The following is a 15264-nucleotide window of genomic DNA, read 5'->3' on the forward strand; positions in this document are numbered from 1 at the left end:
GGCCTTGCTCCTAAGCCATTCCTAAGATGATTTTAATAAGACCAGTGTAAAGTCTCGCCATGAAATTTCTATTCGACCTCTTCCCCCTGATCGCCTTCTTCGCCGCCTTTAAACTGGGCGGCATGTATGAAGCGGCCACGCACGATTTCGTGCAGCAATATTTGTCCGGCTTCGTCTCAGGCGGCCTGATCAAGGCCGACCAGGCGCCGTGGATACTCGCCACCCTCGTCGGCATCGTCGCCACGGCTTGCCAGGTCAGCTATCTGCTGCTGCGCGGGCGCAAGGTGGACGGCATGCTGTGGTTGTCGCTGTTCATCTTTGTCGTGTTCGGCGGCGCCAGCATCTACCTGCATGACGATTTCTTCCTGAAGTGGAAGCCGACCCTGATCTACTGGCTGTCCGGCCTGGCCCTCTTGATCGCCCATGTGGGCTTCAAGAAAAACCTGATCCGCAAGACCATGGAAGCGCAAGTACAATTGCCGGACGCCGTCTGGAACCAGCTGCTTGCCGCATGGATCATCTTCTTTGGCGCCATCGGCGCGCTGAACCTGTTCGTCGCCTTCGTGCTGTACAAGGGCGACATGGCCGCCTGGGTCAGCTTCAAGGCGTTTGGCGCGACGGGCATTTTCTTTGCCTTCATCGTGGCGCAAACCCTGTTCCTCGCCAAACATATCAAGGAAGACGCATGATGAGCACCACCACCGAAAACACCGCGCCGGAAACGCGCATGCAGCGCATTCGTACCCGCCTGGAAACAGCCCTTTCCCCTCTGGAATGCGTGCTGGAAGACGACTCGGCGCGCCACCGGGGCCATGCGGGCGCCGCCTCGGGCGGAGGCCATTACAATCTGCGCATTATTTCTAGCCAATTTGAGGGGCTCAGGCTCGTCATGCGCCATCGACTGGTGTATGATTCCGTGCACGATATGATGCATAATGAGATACATGCATTGGCGATTGTGGCATTGGCGCCGTCCGAGGCAGCATAAGGATGGCGTTTTTGGCGTACCCGAGCCATGTTATAGATTTCTTTCCATGCGTTTTTTACGAAACTTTCCCTAACAGGATTTAATAATGACTTTTAAGCCAGCCCGCTTGCTGATCGCACTACTCGCCGTTGTCGCGGTACCTGTTTTTGCGCAAAATGTTGCCGTTGTTAATGGCAAGCCTATCCCATCGTCGCGCGTTGATGCAGTCGTCAAGCAAGTCGTCGCCCAAGGCCAGCAACCGGATTCGCCGCAACTGCGCGAAATGATCAAGAAAGACTTGATCGGCCGTGAAGTGCTGATGCAAGAAGCGGAAAACAAAGGTTTCGGTAAAGATGCAGCCGTCAAGCAGCAAATCGAGAACGCACGCCAGGCCATCGTCATCAACGCCCTGGTCGGCGACTACCTGAAAAAGAATCCCGTCAACGACGCGGAAATCAAGGCGGAATACGACCGCTTCGTGGCCCAGACCGGCGACAAGGAATACCACGTGCGCCACATCCTGGTGGCCACCGAAGCGGAAGCGAAAGACATCATCGCCAAGCTGAAAGGCGGCGCCAAGTTCGAAGACCTGGCCAAGCAATCGAAAGATGCCGGTTCGGCCGACAACGGCGGCGACCTGGACTGGGCAGCGCCATCGTCCTTCCCGAAAGTGTTCTCCGACGCCTTCGTGAAACTGCAAAAAGGCCAGGTCACCGACACCCCGGTGCAAACGCCTAACGGTTTCCACGTGATCAAGCTGGACGACACCCGCGCGGCAAAACTGCCGACCCTGGAAGAAGTCAAGCCACAGATCGCCGAAGCGCTGCAGCAAAAGAAACTGCAAGCGTATCAGGAAGAAATGATCAAAAAAGCGAAAGTTCAGTAAGAACCGACCTCCCCGGCGCCCTTTTCGGCGCCGGTCGTGTATTCTGCGCCTGAATGCGCACTGCACGGCAGACGCAAACTTTTTGTATATCTATTAGGAATGAACATGATTTTGAAGCCAGCCCGCCTGATCTTAGCCCTGGTCGCCGTCGTCGCGATCCCTGCGTTCGCGCAAAACGTGGCCACCGTGAATGGCAAGGCCATCCCATCGTCGCGCGTCGACCAGGTCGTCAAGCAAGTCGTCGCCCAGGGCAAGCAAGCCGATTCGCCGCAACTGCGCGAAGCCATCAAGAAAGACCTGATCGGCCGCGAAGTGCTGATCCAGGAAGCCGACAAGCAAGGCTACGGCACGCGTCCGGAAGTCAAGTCGCAGATCGACAATGCCCGTCAAAGCATCATCATCAACGCCCTGCTGGCCGACTACGTCAAGAAAAACCCTGTCAAGGACGCTGAAATCAAGGCCGAGTACGACAAGTTCAAGGCGCAGGCGGGCGACAAGGAATACCATGCACGCCACATCCTGGTGGCCACCGAAGCGGAAGCGAAAGACATCATCGCCAAGCTGAAAGGCGGCGCCAAGTTCGAAGAACTGGCGAAAGTATCGAAAGACGGTTCGGCAGCCAATGGCGGCGACCTGGACTGGGCTAGCCCAGCTTCGTACGTGAAGCCATTCTCCGACGCCATGGTGGCCCTGAAACCAGGCCAGGTCACGCAAACGCCAGTGCAATCGCAATTCGGCTTCCACGTGATCAAGCTGGAAGAAACCCGTCCGACGAAGTTGCCGGCACTGGAAGAAGTCAAGGGCCAGGTGGCCGAGTCGCTGCAACAGAAGAAACTCGCCGCCTACCGCGATGAACTGATGAAGAAAGCCAAAATCCAGTAAAAACGCCTGATATAAGCTACTGCGCGTCGCGCTTTGCGGCCTGCGATGCTCACCGTACTATCCGTACGGTTGCGCGTCTCGGCCACAAATCGCTGCCGCTCGCTACGCTTCTATCAGCCGTTTGGATGGCTGGACAAGAGCGCTCTTCGGGGCGCTTTTTTTACGCCTGAAAAAAGCGAGTTGCGATGGATTTACATGCAGAACTGAAAGCCGCCCTGGAAGCCGTTGCCGACCCCAGCCGCGCGGCGCCCATGCAAGCCTATATGCGCGACCAGTTCGTGTTCCTGGGCGTGGCGGCGCCGCAGCGGCGCCTGGCCGCCAAGGCCTTGCTGGCCGGCCTGAAGGGCATCGGCGCCGACGCCTTGCTGGAACACGCGCAACGGCTGTGGCAACAGCCGCAGCGCGAATACCAGCACGTGGCGCTCGACATGCTGGCCCTGCACCGGCGCCAGCTGGGTATCGTACACATTCCCGCCCTGCTGGCACTGGCGCGCCAGCGGTCCTGGTGGGACAGCGTGGACGGCATGGCGGGCATCGTCGGCGAGGTGCTGCAGGCGGAACACCAGCGCGGCGGCGACGGCCATGCGCACATGGATGGGGCCCTGCGCCATGCGGACTTCTGGCTGCGCCGCATCGCCATGCTGCATCAGCTGGGCTGGCGCGCCGACACGGATGCCGCCTGGCTATTCGAGGCGGCCCTGGCGCTGGCCCACGAAGACGCGTTTTTCATCCGCAAGGCCATCGGCTGGGCCTTGCGCGATTATGCGCGCCACGCGCCCGAGGCCGTGACGGCGTTTGCCGAAGCGCACCGCCAGCAGCTTTCTCCCCTCACCCGCCGCGAAGCGCTGAAGCACCAGCCACGCTGAAGGCCGAGCCGCCCAGCAGGCGCAGCGCCGCATCGATGCGCGGCGCGGCATCCCAGGCCGGCACGGGCGACAGCAAGCCCAGCGCCATCTGCCGCAGCGGCTCGGCGATCACCATGGACAGCAGCAGGCCGGCCACCTCCCGCCCATCCTGCAGCAGCAGATGGCCGCGCGCCGCCTGGCGAGCCAGCCATTCGGCCAGCAGGGCCGTGCCCCGCTCGATGCCGTTGCGCTGATACACGGCCAGCAAGTCCGCGCGCGCGGGAAACTCCGTGCACAGCAGGCGGAACAAGCCGACGGCGTCGGCCGTCAGCACGCGCGCCGCCATCGTCTGCAAGATCTCTTTCAACAAGGGCAGTACTTCGCCAGGCGCGGCCGCATCGTGCGCCATGGCCGGCAGGAAAGCATCCGTCCAGCCGCGCACCACCAGGGCAACCAGTTCCTCGCGGTTGGCCGCGTACTGATACAGCGACTTCTTGGCCATGCCCGCATGGCGCGCCACCGCTTCCATGGTCGTGGCCGCATAACCTTCGTGCAGCAACAGCCAGGTGGCCGCCTGCACGGCCGCGTCGCGCGCTTCCTCGGGCGCGCGCGCCGGACGGCCCCGCCCGCGCAAGGCCTTGCTCTCTTCTTCCTGCATGCCATCTCCAAGCTTCATCGATGGTCAATTCTACACCGAAACACATTTAGGAAACGCGACACGTTTCTTTAATATATAATTGGCTCACCTCAACACAGGAGAACGACATGACGAGCTACACGCATACTGAATTCCCATGGAGCATCACCGGTACGGGCGACTTGCTCGACCCGTTTCCCCTGCACCTGGAAACGGGCATCACGCGACTGGAAAATGGCTGCCTGCTGGTAGCGGCGCGCACGGAACTGCACGGCTGCAGCGGGCGCATGCTGGACTGGTGGTTTACATTCTTCGAGACGACGCAGCACATCAAGTGGTGGCACCCGCACGATCACGTGGCCCATCACGGCTGGAACAGCGCGTGGAAAAAGGGAGAGCGCTACTACGGCGCCTCGATCGAGGCGGTGGAGTCCCTGGGCGACATTCCGCCCGTGAAAGCCAAGCTGAAGTTCCATGATCCGAAAGACGTGTTTGATGCGGCGCAACTGCGCCACGCACAGGACAGCGGCGCCTTGTCGGCCGCCGTCTGCGCGCGCATCGGTTTTGGCGATTACGTCGTGCTCGACCCGCAGGGCGATCCGCTCGATGGCGAAATGCTGCACCTGGCGCGCGACACGCCCACGGGCTGCGTGCTGCGCAGCCGCTTCCTGCTGGGGCGCAACAGCCTCAACCCCGTGCGCGACGTGCCCGACGTGCTGGGCCTGAATTTGCTGCGCCATTGCTACAGCGAATTTACCTATCTGTCGCGTTTCCTGCCCTCGCTGTACTACGGCGAGCACGCCAACGGAGAGCAAGCGCCGCTGCCGTGGTAAAGCGCCGCATCACAGCCGCTTGTGCATGCGCGCCAGCGGCAGCTTGATGTCATCAGGCAAGTCCAGATGAAACTCTTCGGTCACGGCAAAGCCGCTGGCCAGGTACAGCGGCACGCCGGGCAAGGTGGCGGCCAGTTCCAGCGCACTGAAACCGGCGGCCAGCGCCTGGCGCTCGCAATGGCGCATCAGCATGCTGCCCAGTCCCTGGCGCGCGGCGCCGGGCTCCACAAAGAAGGCGCGGATGCGGCCCGGCTGGCTGGCCGCATCGAGCAGCGGGTCCGCTCCGCTCTTGGCGCGGTCGGCGCCATACAGCGTGGCGCGCCGGCTCCAGCCGCCGCAGGCCAGCATGGCGCCATCGCGTTCGATGACGAAATACGTCCGGTCGGCAACCAGTTGCGTATCGACGCCGAACACGTGGCGCGTCACGGCCTGCGCCTGCTGCGGCGTGTAAAAGCCCGCGCTGAGCTGCACGCCGGAGCGGGCGATCAGCGCATTCATGGCCGGCACGTCGGCCTCCAGCGCCACGCGCAAGCGCGTCAGCGGGCCAAAGCTGAACCAGGCACGGCTGATGCGTCCCTGGGCCACTTCATACGTCGCCACCAGTTCCTGTGCCGACACGCCGTCGTCCGTGTCGCCATGCACGATTTCATGGTCGATCACCAGCTGGCCGCAGGCGATGCGGTTGAGCAACTGCGCCCGCGGTGTGCTGGCGGCGAAGCGGGCCGTGAAACGGGCGCCGATCTGCGCGCCACCCGTGGCCAGCAAGGTATCGGGATGCTGGAATTGCTGTGCGTCATCGGCATAGATGGCCACTAGGGCGGGCACGTCGTGGGCATTGTAGGCGTCCAGCTGGGCCTGCACCACCGCCGTGGGCGAAATGCGTGTATCGTTGACAAGCGCCATGCGTGCACCTGTTGTGATGTGGTTGGAAAGTTGCAAAGGGTAACATTGTCGCCCCTGTCGCGGTACAGTTTGCTGCGATAATATCAAGATTCGTCAGAAGATTGCGTGCCGGTCTATCTGGAGACCTCATCTATCAATCGCACAATCGCAGCAGGAGTAAAGATCATGAAATGGGAAGGCAATCGCGAAAGCGACAATGTGGAAGACCGCCGTGGCGAAGACGGTGGCGGCGGCAGCTTTGGTTTTGGCGGGCGCTCGATCGGCATCGGCACCATCGTCATCGCCCTGGTCGGCTCGTATGTGCTGGGCGTCAATCCCCTGACCTTGCTCAATCTGCTCAGCGGCGGTGGCGGCCAGATCAGCACCCAGCAAAGCCAGTCGCCCGCGCGCCAGCCGCCCGAATCGGACGACATGGCCCGCTTCGTGAAAACCGTGCTGGCCGATACGGAAGACACGTGGGGCGCCCTGTTCAAGGCCGAAGGCGGCAGCTATGTGAAACCCAAGCTGGTGCTGTTCTCCGGCAGCACGCCGACGGCCTGCGGCACGGGCCAGAGCGCCAGCGGGCCCTTCTATTGCCCCGGCGACCAGAAGGTCTACCTGGATCTCGATTTCTTCAATCTGATGCAGCAGCGCTTCAAGGTCTCGGGCGAATTTGCCGAAGCCTATGTGATCGCGCATGAGGTGGGCCACCACGTGCAGAACTTGCTGGGCTTGTCCGAGAAGGTCGACCAGGCGCGCCGCACGCAATCGGAACGCCAGGCCAACGCCATGTCCGTGCGCCTGGAATTGCAGGCCGACTGCTTTGCCGGCGTGTGGGCGTATCACGCCAATCAGGATCGCAAGATCCTCGAACAAGGCGACGTGGAAGCGGCCCTGAAGGCGGCCACGGCCATCGGCGACGATGCGCTGCAACGCCAGTCGCAAGGCCATGTCGTGCCCGATTCGTTCACGCATGGCACCTCGGAACAGCGCGTGCGCTGGTTCAGCAAAGGCATCGAGAGCGGCCAGATTTCCCAGTGCAACACCTTCGAGGCGCGCCAGCTGTAGGCCCATGCAGTCCCGCGGCGGCACAGTGCGGGCCGTCCAGGCGCCTTACTCCAAGTCGATGCGCCCGTACTGCCCGTGCGCCTCGTCATCCGGTCCCGCCGCATAGAACAGGGTATTGACGGGTTGCTTATTGAGGCCATTGCCGAAGGCAATGCCCCACAAGCCATCGATCACCAGCGGCGCGCCATCGGCCTTGCGCAGTGCGCCCCACGCCTCGCCCGTATCGGGGTCATAGGCATGGATCTTGCCATCGCCAAAATTCCCTATCAATAGCATATTGCTGGCCGTGCCGAAATCGGCCGGCGCCAGCGCCATACCCCAGGGCGCATTCAGCGCGCCGCCGCTCACCAGTCGCTTGATCAGCTTGCCGCCGCTGCCATACACATTGACGATGCCCAGGCCCGCGCCCGCCTGTTCATCGTCGCCGCTGGCCTCGCGCATGGCATACGCCACATAGATACGCTGGCCGATGGCCTGGATGCCGAAAGGCGCATAACCGGCCGGCAAGCCGGGGTCGCTGAACGCGCCAGACCAGCTGACCCTGGCGAAGCTGGCGTCGAAGACGTCGACGCGCCCATTGTGGAAATCGGCCGCATACAGGTAATTGGCGCCGCCATAAGTGCCGATCGCCAGGCCCTTGTAGACGCTGCCGCCGGCGCCGCCATCGAACACGACCAGGGCCGTCGTCGGGTTCACCGTCGGCGACCAGGCCGCAATGCTGCCGCTTTCGCTGGCGAAGATGAAGGGGCTGGCCGCCGTCACGCCGTTCTGGCTCAGCTTGAAGTCCTGCGTGCCGTTAAAGACGATGCCGGTCGGCCCCGCCGGCGTGCTGACCACCAGCGATTGCGGCACGCCGTTGCCATCGTACAAGGTGGACTTCGCCGTGCCATTCGCCACCACCCAGGCGAAGCCGCGCGGATTGAAGGCCACGCCCCAGGCGTTGACGAGGTTGGGATCGGTGTGCGCGGCCGGCAGCGCCGCCGTATCGGACACGAGGCTGGTCGCCACATATGTGCTCAGCATCGGCGGCTTGTGGTGGTGATGGCCGCCGCAGGCAAACAGGATGATGGCCAGCACCGCCGCGAGGCAGGCGCAAACAATCCGGTTGGTGGCATGGGTTTTCATGGCGTTCCCCTTCTGCGTGATGGGCACAGTTGCACTGCCTGTCATCAGGGTATAGCCGGGCCGGGCCGGACGCTTGCGGCGCGTCAAACGCCGGCAAGATAGGCAGCCTCAGGGCACGCCGACGTCGTAGCGCCGGCCCAGCCGTTTCAGTTCGCCCGTCTCGACCAGGCCATTCAACTCCTGGTCGAACTGCAGGCGCAGCTTGTCGAAGGCGGGCGAGCGGGGAAAGGCGAAATAGCCGTTTTGTATGTCGATGACTTTGGGTAAAGGTTTCACCTGGCGGGCATAACCGAGACGGGCGATCACGGGGTCGGTATTGCGGCGGTTGCTGACGAACACGTCGACGTGATTGTGCACCAGCATCTTCAAGCCATTTTCCACATTGTTGGCCACGCTGACCTGCAAGCCGGGCCGCACGCGCTCCCACTCCGCGCCATAGGCCCAGCCATTGAGCAGCACCACCCTGCGGTTCTTCAACACCGCGTAGTCGCCATCCCAGCCGAAACTGGCGTCCTGGCGCGTATAAAACACCATTTGGTCCTGGTAGAACGGCTTATCGGAAAACGCCATGCTGGCGATACGCTCGGGCGTCTTGTAGGGGCCGATCAAGATATCGGCCTGGCCCTGCACCAGCATGGCTTGCGCGCGCGCCCACGGCACCATGCGAAAACGCACGGTATGCCCCGTGCGCGCCGCCATCAGGCGCAGCAGTTCCGCGCCCAGGCCGGCATATTCACCGCTGTCCTGGTATTCGAACACGCGCTCGAACTGCGCACCCACGGCCAGCAGCTCGCGCGCCTGCAGTGGCGCGGCAAATGCCGGCCACAGCAGCGCCAAGGCCAGCAAGCGCCGCCCTGCTCCCCGCATCAGCCGACGATGCGCAAGGAGTAATCGGTGGCCCGCACATCCTTGGTCAGGCTGCCGATCGAGATGCGGTCCACGCCCGTTTCGGCAATCGCCCGCACGGTATCGACATTGATGCCGCCGGATGCTTCGAGCAAGGCGCGGCCGTTGGTGAGGGCCACTGCTTCGCGCAGCATGTCGTTGCTGAAGTTATCGAGCAAGACGGAGACGGCGCCCGCGTCCAGCGCTTCCTGCAATTGCGCCAGGGTTTCCACCTCGATCTGCACGGGCACGCCCGCGTCGAGGTTGCGCGCGTTTTCCAGGGCCTGGCTGACGCCGCCCGCGGCCGCGATATGGTTTTCCTTGATCAGGATGCCATCGTACAGGGCCAGGCGCTGGTTCTTGCCGCCGCCCACGCGCACCGCATACTTTTGCGCCAGGCGCAGGCCAGGCAAGGTCTTGCGCGTATCTAAAATGGACGCCTTGGTGCCGGCGACCACATCGACATAACGGCGCGTGGCCGTGGCGACCGCCGACAGCAGTTGCAGGAAATTGAGGGCGCTGCGCTCGGCCGTGAGCAAGGCCCGCGCCGGCGCTTCGATCGTGCAGACGACGCTGTCGGCCATCATCATGTCGCCTTCGGCGTAATGCCAAACGATGTCGATGCCGCGGTCCAGGCTTTTCATGATGCCTTCGAACCATGGCGCACCGCACAGCACGGCCGCTTCGCGCACGATGACTCTGGCCGTGACGATGTGGTCGGGCGGCACCAGCTCGCCCGTCAGGTCGCACTGGCCCACGTCTTCCAGCAAGGCGGCCAGCAAATTGCCTTCAAAGGCGCGCGCCAGGGCCGGATCGAAAGGAGCGAAAGAATTAACGAGGGTACTCATGCTGGACCGATTCCTTGGAACAATGTGGTTTCTTTTGCCAGGTCCGCGCCCGGCTTGAGGCCCGCCTTCTTGGCGGCGGCGAAGTCGAGCATGCGATTGATCGAGCGCACGGCCAGCTGGCCGACGGCGGGATCGACGTGGATTTCGTTGTGCATGTTTTCCAGCGTCTGCGCCAGGTTCAGCAAGCCATTCATGGCCATCCACGGGCAGTGCGCGCAGCTCTTGCAGGTGGCGCTGTTGCCGGCCGTGGGCGCTTCGATGAAGCGCTTGCCCGGCGCGGCCGCGCGCATCTTGTGCAGGATGCCGTTGTCGGTGGCGACAATAAACGTGTCCGTGTCCATGGTTTGCGCTGCCGCAATCATTTGCGACGTGGAACCGACCATGTCGGCCAGCGCCACCACGTTGGCGGGCGACTCCGGATGCACGAGCACCTTGGCTTGCGGATACTCTTCCTTGAGCAAATCGAGTTCGATGCCCTTGAACTCGTCGTGCACGAGGCAGCTGCCCTGCCACAGCAGCATGTCGGCGCCCGTTTCCTTCTGGATATACGAACCCAGGTGTTTATCGGGCGCCCAGAGGATTTTCTTGCCCTGCGCATGCAGGTGGGCAACGATGTCGAGACCGATGGACGACGTCACCATCCAGTCCGCGCGCGCCTTGACGGCCGCGCTGGTGTTGGCGTAGACGACGACGGTGCGGTCCGGATGGGCGTCGCAAAAGGCCGTGAATTCGTCCACCGGGCAGCCCAGGTCGAGCGAGCAAGTCGCGTCGAGGTCCGGCATCAGCACGGTTTTCTCGGGACTGAGGATCTTCGCCGTTTCACCCATGAAGCGCACGCCGGCCACGACCAGGGTCTTGGCCGGATGGTCGCGCCCGAAGCGGGCCATTTCCAGGGAATCGGAGACGCAGCCGCCCGTGGCTTCCGCCAGGTCTTGCAGGTCGGCATCAACGTAATAGTGGGCAACGAGCACGGCTTCGCGCTCGATCAGCAGGCGCTTGATGCGCGTGATCAGTTCGGCTTTCTCGGCCGGGGAAGGCGTCGCTGGCGTGCGTGCCCAGGCGTGGGCAGTGCAGCTGGCTCCGTCTTGTGGGTGTTCGTACTCGACGGATTTGATGGCTAAAGTTTGCATGGCTGTGTCAAACAAAAACGGGATAGACCGGCACGATTGCAATGAAGCAGGTGCGCCGGAACGAAAGGACCGCGGCGCGTCGGTGTGGTGCTGCCGGATGGGCGGCTGGCGCGCCCTCCGGCATCTTGCCTCAGAGTTTAGTCAATACCCTGGCTCTTCAGGTAGTCTTCGTAGTTGCCGCGGTAATCGACCACTTCATTTTCCTTGATCTCGATGATGCGGTTGGCCAGCGAGGAGACGAATTCGCGGTCATGCGACACAAAGATCAGGGTGCCCGCGTATTTTTCCAGCGCGATGTTCAACGATTCGATCGATTCCATGTCCATGTGGTTGGTCGGCTCATCGAGCATCAGCACGTTGTGGCGGCCCAGCATCAGCTTGCCGTACATCATGCGGCCCTTCTCGCCGCCGGACAGCACCTTGACGGCCTTCTTGACGTCGTCGCCGCCGAACAGCAGGCGGCCCAGGATGGAACGCACGGCCTGGTCGTCGTCGCCCTCTTTCGTCCACTGGCCGATCCAGTCGGTCAGGTTCGTGTCCTTGGCGAAATCTTCCGTCGGGTCTTGCGGCATGTAGCCCACGTTGGCGTTTTCCGCCCACTTCACGCGGCCCTGGTCCGGCTGCAGGCCGGCAATGTCGCCCGCGATGCAGCGCAGCATGGTGGTCTTGCCGGCGCCGTTGGCGCCGATGATGGCGATGCGCTCGCCTGCCTCGACCATGATGCTGAAGTTCTTGAACAGCTGGCGGTCGAAGCCTTTCGAGATGTTCTCGACTTCCACGGCCAGGCGGTGCAACTTCTTTTCGCCGTCGAAACGCACGAACGGATAGGCGCGCGACGATGGCTTGATGTCGTCGACCTTGATCTTTTCGATCTGCTTGGCGCGCGACGTCGCCTGGCGCGCCTTGGATTTGTTGGCGGCGAAGCGGCGCACGAATTCCTGCAGCTCGGCAACCTTGTCTTTCGCTTTCGCGTTGTTGGCCAGCTGCTGGTTGCGCGCCTGGGTCGAGGCGAACATGTATTCGTCGTAGTTGCCTGGATAAATCTTCAGGGTGCCGTAGTCCATGTCGGCCACGTGGGTGCACACCTGGTTCAGGAAGTGGCGATCATGGGAAATGATGATCATGGTGGAGTTGCGCTCGTTGAGCACGTCTTCCAGCCAGCGGATCGTGTTGATGTCCAGGTTATTCGTCGGTTCGTCGAGCAGCAGGATGTCCGGGTTCGAGAACAGCGCCTGCGCCAGCAGCACGCGCAACTTCCAGCCTGGCGAGACATTGCTCATCGGGCCTTGATGCAGGTCGATGGCGACACCGGCGCCCAGCAGCAGTTCGCCGGCGCGCGATTCGGCCGTGTAGCCGTCGTATTCGGACACTTTGCCTTCCAGCTCGGCGGCCTTCATGTAGTCTTCGTCCGTCGCTTCCAGGTTCGCGTAGATCGCGTCGCGTTCCTGCATCGCGGCCCACATTTCCGTGTGGCCCATCATGACCACGTCGAGCACGCGCATGTCTTCAAACGCGAATTGGTCCTGGCGCAGCTTGCCCAGGCGCTCGTTGGTATCGAGCATGACGTTGCCGCCCGACGGGTCCAGATCGCCGCCCAGGATCTTCATGAACGTCGACTTGCCGCAGCCGTTCGCGCCGATCAAGCCATAGCGGTTGCCGTCGCCGAACTTGACGGAGATATTCTCAAACAATGGCTTGGCGCCAAACTGCATCGTAATGTTAGCGGTAGAGAGCATTAGTATTTAGGTCTTTATCCAGTGAAAACAGGTAGTTAGGTACTTTTCTCCCATTATACAGCACCCACCCCCATCGCTCTATAGCGACCAGGCTAAACAGCCGCTGAGCGCAGGCAGGAAGCAACATGGTGCGTCGCGCCGATGTCTGGCATTTCCATCAAACAACACCACTAGCCGCTGGCGCAACATTGCCCGAAAAAAAACATAGTAAATAATCTATGTTTCGTTACAATCAACTCGTCCCATTTAACGAGTGTGTATCATCACGAAAGGTAATAAGCATGAAATTGTTTTCTGGCTACCCTTATTTATTGATCAGCATTTCCGCATTATCGCTGGCTGGCTGCGCGGCTCCCGAACCCGCTGCGGCCGACGGCGCGCCCAAACTTGCCGCCGTCAAATGCAAATCCGGCTCCACCGCCTCGCTCGGCACATGGATCGCCAAGAATTGCGGCAGCGGCTCGGATGCAAAAAACATTGATACCAAGGAATTCCTCGAGTCCCTGCAGACACCGGGGTCAATTCCAGGCAAGCCATAATCCCGGGCTCGCTCCCCTCAGGCTGGCGCACAGGCGCACCGCCGTCGCCAGGCCGGATATGGCAAGCGCATCACTTGCGACCCGATAGCGCCGTGCAACACGACCGGGTCTGCAAGACACGCCATCAGGCACCGCGCCGCCAGGCGCGCGGTAAAATAGTGCGACACGCACGTCCAGTACTACTCACCTCACAGGCATCACTTGAAAAAAATCACCATCGCCGCCACTGCGGCCGTCATCGCCGTCGCTGTCACCGCCTACGCGTCGCCGTACTATGCCTTGCATCAGATCAAGATCGCGCTGGCCGAGCGCAATGCCGAGGCCTTGGCCGCGCACGTGGACTTCCCCGCCCTGCGCGCCAGCGTCAAGACGCAACTGGAAACGAGCATGGCGCGCAGCATCGAGGCGACCGCCGGCAGCGGCAATCCGCTGGCCGCGCTGGGCCAGTCGATCGCCAGCGCCATGCTGGGCAAGATGGTCGACACCATGGTCTCGCCCGCCGGCGTGGTGGCGCTGGTCAACAAGAGCGCCGTCGGCCCGCAGGCGGATGCCGACGCGAGTGCGGATGCGCCCGCCGAGGGAGCGCGCAAGAAGGCCGACTATTCCGCAAGCTATGCCGGCCTGAACACCTTCGTCGTGCGGGCCAAGGACGGCAATGCGCAGGAAGGCGCGCTGGTCCTGCTGCGCCATGGCGTGTGGGGCTGGAAACTGAGTTCGATCGAGATCGCGTCGGCGATGGCAGCACGCTGATAGTAGCGCGCATGCGCAAGCAATCTGATACACAATGCGCGTCATTCGCTAACAGATTGCAGGAGACTTCATGCCGACATACACAGCCTCAGCGGTGGCCATGACACTCGCCCTGGCCTGCGCCGCGCCATCCGCGCAGGCCTCCGGCGGGACCGCCGCCGAGCGCAGCCACTCCGTTGCCGCGCGCATGCAGGCGGAAACGTCCAGCGCCGCCGATCCCGACGCCCCCGCGCCGCTGCCCGTGCCCAGCGACATCTCGCTGGCCGAACTGGAACGCCGCCTGGCGCTGGGCCAGGCGCAGGCCGCCGACAAACACCATACCAGCGCGCTCGATCCGGCCACGCTGACGGCCCTGGCGCGGCAGATGGGTTGCCGCGATATTGTCGGCGTGCAGCCGTTCGGCTACCCACTGGATCGGGCGCAGCCCACCGTCCTGAGCGGCGCCCACCTGCTGGCCCGCTGCCCAGAGCGTGCCTACGTGACGATCACGGCCATGTCGATGGCGGGCAAGACGGGCAAACGCGCCAGCGTGTCGCCGCAAGCGTTCAGCCAGACGGTCGATGGCAGGCCCGCGCGGCGCCTGTATTACAAGGCGCCCAGCGGGCGCCAGAAGGAAAGCCTGACCCTCATCGACGGCAGTTATGCCTATGCGTTTGAATACTGGTCGCTCGATGACAGCCAGCAGAGCGGCATGGTCGGCATGCGCAGGATGGAAACATTGACATTGCCGCCATGAAACGGGCGCGGACAGGAAAAATACTGTATATTTATACAGTCAATCACTCTCACCCTGTCAGCATGCCAGCATATCCGCACAACGACTCGCCCTACACCATCCGCGTCAGCGCCACGATTGACGCGGAAGTCGAGCAAACCATCCTCGAGGGCTTGAATGCCTACAACGATGCCATTACCGGCTATAGCGACAGGCAGGTATTGAGCGTGGTCGTGCGCGACCGCGACAGCCAGCGCGTGCTGGGCGGCGCCATGGGCCGGACCTCGCTGGGCCTGCTGTTTCTCGATTTGTTTTATTTGCCTGCGGCCATGCGCGGCTTGGGCCTGGGCAGCCAGATACTGGCGCAGTTCGAGGCAGAGGGACGCCGGCGCGGCTGCGCCTCGGCAGTGCTGTACACCCTCAGTTTCCAGGCGCCCGAATTTTACGAGCGGCGCGGCTGGCGCCGCTTCGGCGACATCGCCTGCAGTCCCGAAGGGACGAGCCGCATATTCATGAGCAAGACCCTGTAGGCTGCA

At 62.6% G+C, this 15264-nt stretch carries 18 protein-coding genes; 11 read left to right on the forward strand and 7 right to left on the reverse strand.

The features are described 5' to 3' along the window. Window positions 1-59: 59 nt before the first annotated feature. From J0O65_RS03420 to J0O65_RS03440, 5 genes are all read left to right on the forward strand, one after another. On the forward strand, window positions 60-689 hold the full coding sequence (locus J0O65_RS03420) for a septation protein A (protein ID WP_046682773.1): 630 nt from the start codon (window positions 60-62) through the stop codon (window positions 687-689). Further along, window positions 686-988 (forward strand): BolA family protein, encoded by a 303-nt coding sequence (locus J0O65_RS03425; RefSeq protein WP_251373373.1) that lies wholly within the window; start codon window positions 686-688, stop codon window positions 986-988. Before J0O65_RS03420 ends, J0O65_RS03425 begins: the two co-directional genes overlap by 4 nt. Window positions 989-1073: 85 nt before the next feature. Then, entirely contained in the window at window positions 1074-1853 is a 780-nt protein-coding gene (locus J0O65_RS03430) for a peptidylprolyl isomerase (RefSeq protein WP_077404793.1), read from the forward strand. A gap of 105 nt (window positions 1854-1958) precedes the next feature. Then, window positions 1959-2735 carry a peptidylprolyl isomerase gene (locus tag J0O65_RS03435; protein WP_034756072.1) on the forward strand — a complete coding sequence of 259 codons (777 nt, stop codon included), beginning with the start codon at window positions 1959-1961 and terminating at the stop codon, window positions 2733-2735. Window positions 2736-2920: 185 nt separating this feature from the next. Next, window positions 2921-3601 carry a DNA alkylation repair protein gene (locus tag J0O65_RS03440; RefSeq protein ID WP_215404148.1) on the forward strand — a complete coding sequence of 227 codons (681 nt, stop codon included), beginning with the start codon at window positions 2921-2923 and terminating at the stop codon, window positions 3599-3601. Here J0O65_RS03440 and J0O65_RS03445 read toward each other — a convergent pair. Further along, window positions 3564-4238: a TetR/AcrR family transcriptional regulator gene (locus J0O65_RS03445; RefSeq protein WP_215404149.1), complete on the reverse strand. Its 675-nt coding sequence runs from the start codon at window positions 4236-4238 to the stop codon at window positions 3564-3566. The two genes, J0O65_RS03440 and J0O65_RS03445, sit on opposite strands and share 38 nt — an antisense overlap. A 107-nt stretch (window positions 4239-4345) precedes the next feature. Between J0O65_RS03445 and J0O65_RS03450 the strand changes: the two genes are divergently transcribed. After that, window positions 4346-5050 carry a DAPG hydrolase family protein gene (locus tag J0O65_RS03450; protein ID WP_215404151.1) on the forward strand — a complete coding sequence of 235 codons (705 nt, stop codon included), beginning with the start codon at window positions 4346-4348 and terminating at the stop codon, window positions 5048-5050. Window positions 5051-5059: 9 nt separating this feature from the next. Here the strand turns inward: J0O65_RS03450 and J0O65_RS27795 are convergent, their stop codons facing one another. Then, complete coding sequence (locus J0O65_RS27795) at window positions 5060-5953, reverse strand: GNAT family N-acetyltransferase (protein WP_251373376.1); 894 nt, start codon at window positions 5951-5953, stop codon at window positions 5060-5062. 165 nt (window positions 5954-6118) lie between these two features. Here J0O65_RS27795 and ypfJ point away from each other — a divergent pair, with 165 nt between their 5' ends. Further along, complete coding sequence (gene ypfJ / locus J0O65_RS03465) at window positions 6119-7000, forward strand: KPN_02809 family neutral zinc metallopeptidase (RefSeq protein WP_215404159.1); 882 nt, start codon at window positions 6119-6121, stop codon at window positions 6998-7000. A gap of 45 nt (window positions 7001-7045) precedes the next feature. Here the strand turns inward: ypfJ and J0O65_RS03470 are convergent, their stop codons facing one another. The 5 genes from J0O65_RS03470 to J0O65_RS03490 all read right to left on the reverse strand — a co-directional run bounded on the left by J0O65_RS03470 (window position 7046) and on the right by J0O65_RS03490 (window position 12724). Further along, a complete protein-coding gene (locus tag J0O65_RS03470; RefSeq protein WP_215404161.1) occupies window positions 7046-8125 on the reverse strand; it encodes a TIGR03118 family protein in 1080 nt (359 codons plus the stop codon). 108 nt (window positions 8126-8233) lie between these two features. Next, complete coding sequence (locus J0O65_RS03475; RefSeq protein WP_251373378.1) at window positions 8234-8971, reverse strand: substrate-binding periplasmic protein; 738 nt, start codon at window positions 8969-8971, stop codon at window positions 8234-8236. A 20-nt stretch (window positions 8972-8991) separates the two neighbouring features. After that, a complete protein-coding gene (nadC, locus tag J0O65_RS03480) occupies window positions 8992-9858 on the reverse strand; it encodes a carboxylating nicotinate-nucleotide diphosphorylase (RefSeq protein WP_215404165.1) in 867 nt (288 codons plus the stop codon). Then, a complete protein-coding gene (gene nadA, locus J0O65_RS03485; protein ID WP_070218383.1) occupies window positions 9855-10988 on the reverse strand; it encodes a quinolinate synthase NadA in 1134 nt (377 codons plus the stop codon). Before nadA ends, nadC begins: the two co-directional genes overlap by 4 nt. Window positions 10989-11125: 137 nt before the next feature. Then, window positions 11126-12724: an ABC-F family ATPase gene (locus J0O65_RS03490; protein WP_215404167.1), complete on the reverse strand. Its 1599-nt coding sequence runs from the start codon at window positions 12722-12724 to the stop codon at window positions 11126-11128. 281 nt (window positions 12725-13005) lie between these two features. Here J0O65_RS03490 and J0O65_RS03495 point away from each other — a divergent pair, with 281 nt between their 5' ends. The 4 genes from J0O65_RS03495 (at window position 13006) to J0O65_RS03510 (ending at window position 15258) form a co-directional block, all read left to right on the forward strand. Continuing rightward, window positions 13006-13263, forward strand: coding sequence for a hypothetical protein (locus J0O65_RS03495; RefSeq protein WP_215404169.1), 258 nt, complete (start codon window positions 13006-13008; stop codon window positions 13261-13263). 201 nt (window positions 13264-13464) lie between these two features. Then, window positions 13465-14013: a DUF2939 domain-containing protein gene (locus J0O65_RS03500; RefSeq protein WP_215404171.1), complete on the forward strand. Its 549-nt coding sequence runs from the start codon at window positions 13465-13467 to the stop codon at window positions 14011-14013. Between the two features lie 70 nt (window positions 14014-14083). Next, the gene (locus J0O65_RS03505; protein WP_215404173.1) at window positions 14084-14749 is read left to right on the forward strand and encodes a hypothetical protein; all 666 of its coding nucleotides are present in this window, start codon (window positions 14084-14086) and stop codon (window positions 14747-14749) included. A 62-nt stretch (window positions 14750-14811) separates the two neighbouring features. Further along, the gene (locus J0O65_RS03510; protein WP_215404175.1) at window positions 14812-15258 is read left to right on the forward strand and encodes a GNAT family N-acetyltransferase; all 447 of its coding nucleotides are present in this window, start codon (window positions 14812-14814) and stop codon (window positions 15256-15258) included. The last annotated feature ends 6 nt before the right edge of the window (window positions 15259-15264 follow it).

Source organism: Janthinobacterium sp. JC611, from assembly GCF_018682595.1.
GTDB lineage: Bacteria > Pseudomonadota > Gammaproteobacteria > Burkholderiales > Burkholderiaceae_D > Janthinobacterium.

Bases quoted from the DNA above. Each gene is read 5' to 3' on its own strand.
- J0O65_RS03490 (WP_215404167.1), bottom strand. From the start codon at position 12,724: ATGCTCTCTACCGCTAACATTACGATGCAGTTTGGCGCCAAGCCATTG.
- J0O65_RS27795 (WP_251373376.1), bottom strand. From the start codon at position 5,953: ATGGCGCTTGTCAACGATACACGCATTTCGCCCACGGCGGTGGTGCAG.
- J0O65_RS03445 (WP_215404149.1), bottom strand. From the start codon at position 4,238: ATGCAGGAAGAAGAGAGCAAGGCCTTGCGCGGGCGGGGCCGTCCGGCG.
- J0O65_RS03435 (WP_034756072.1), top strand. From the start codon at position 1,959: ATGATTTTGAAGCCAGCCCGCCTGATCTTAGCCCTGGTCGCCGTCGTC.
- J0O65_RS03425 (WP_251373373.1), top strand. From the start codon at position 686: ATGATGAGCACCACCACCGAAAACACCGCGCCGGAAACGCGCATGCAG.
- J0O65_RS03495 (WP_215404169.1), top strand. From the start codon at position 13,006: ATGAAATTGTTTTCTGGCTACCCTTATTTATTGATCAGCATTTCCGCA.
- J0O65_RS03440 (WP_215404148.1), top strand. From the start codon at position 2,921: ATGGATTTACATGCAGAACTGAAAGCCGCCCTGGAAGCCGTTGCCGAC.
- J0O65_RS03510 (WP_215404175.1), top strand. From the start codon at position 14,812: ATGCCAGCATATCCGCACAACGACTCGCCCTACACCATCCGCGTCAGC.
- J0O65_RS03505 (WP_215404173.1), top strand. From the start codon at position 14,084: ATGCCGACATACACAGCCTCAGCGGTGGCCATGACACTCGCCCTGGCC.
- nadA (WP_070218383.1), bottom strand. From the start codon at position 10,988: ATGCAAACTTTAGCCATCAAATCCGTCGAGTACGAACACCCACAAGAC.
- J0O65_RS03450 (WP_215404151.1), top strand. From the start codon at position 4,346: ATGACGAGCTACACGCATACTGAATTCCCATGGAGCATCACCGGTACG.
- J0O65_RS03420 (WP_046682773.1), top strand. From the start codon at position 60: ATGAAATTTCTATTCGACCTCTTCCCCCTGATCGCCTTCTTCGCCGCC.
- J0O65_RS03430 (WP_077404793.1), top strand. From the start codon at position 1,074: ATGACTTTTAAGCCAGCCCGCTTGCTGATCGCACTACTCGCCGTTGTC.
- ypfJ (WP_215404159.1), top strand. From the start codon at position 6,119: ATGAAATGGGAAGGCAATCGCGAAAGCGACAATGTGGAAGACCGCCGT.
- J0O65_RS03470 (WP_215404161.1), bottom strand. From the start codon at position 8,125: ATGAAAACCCATGCCACCAACCGGATTGTTTGCGCCTGCCTCGCGGCG.
- nadC (WP_215404165.1), bottom strand. From the start codon at position 9,858: ATGAGTACCCTCGTTAATTCTTTCGCTCCTTTCGATCCGGCCCTGGCG.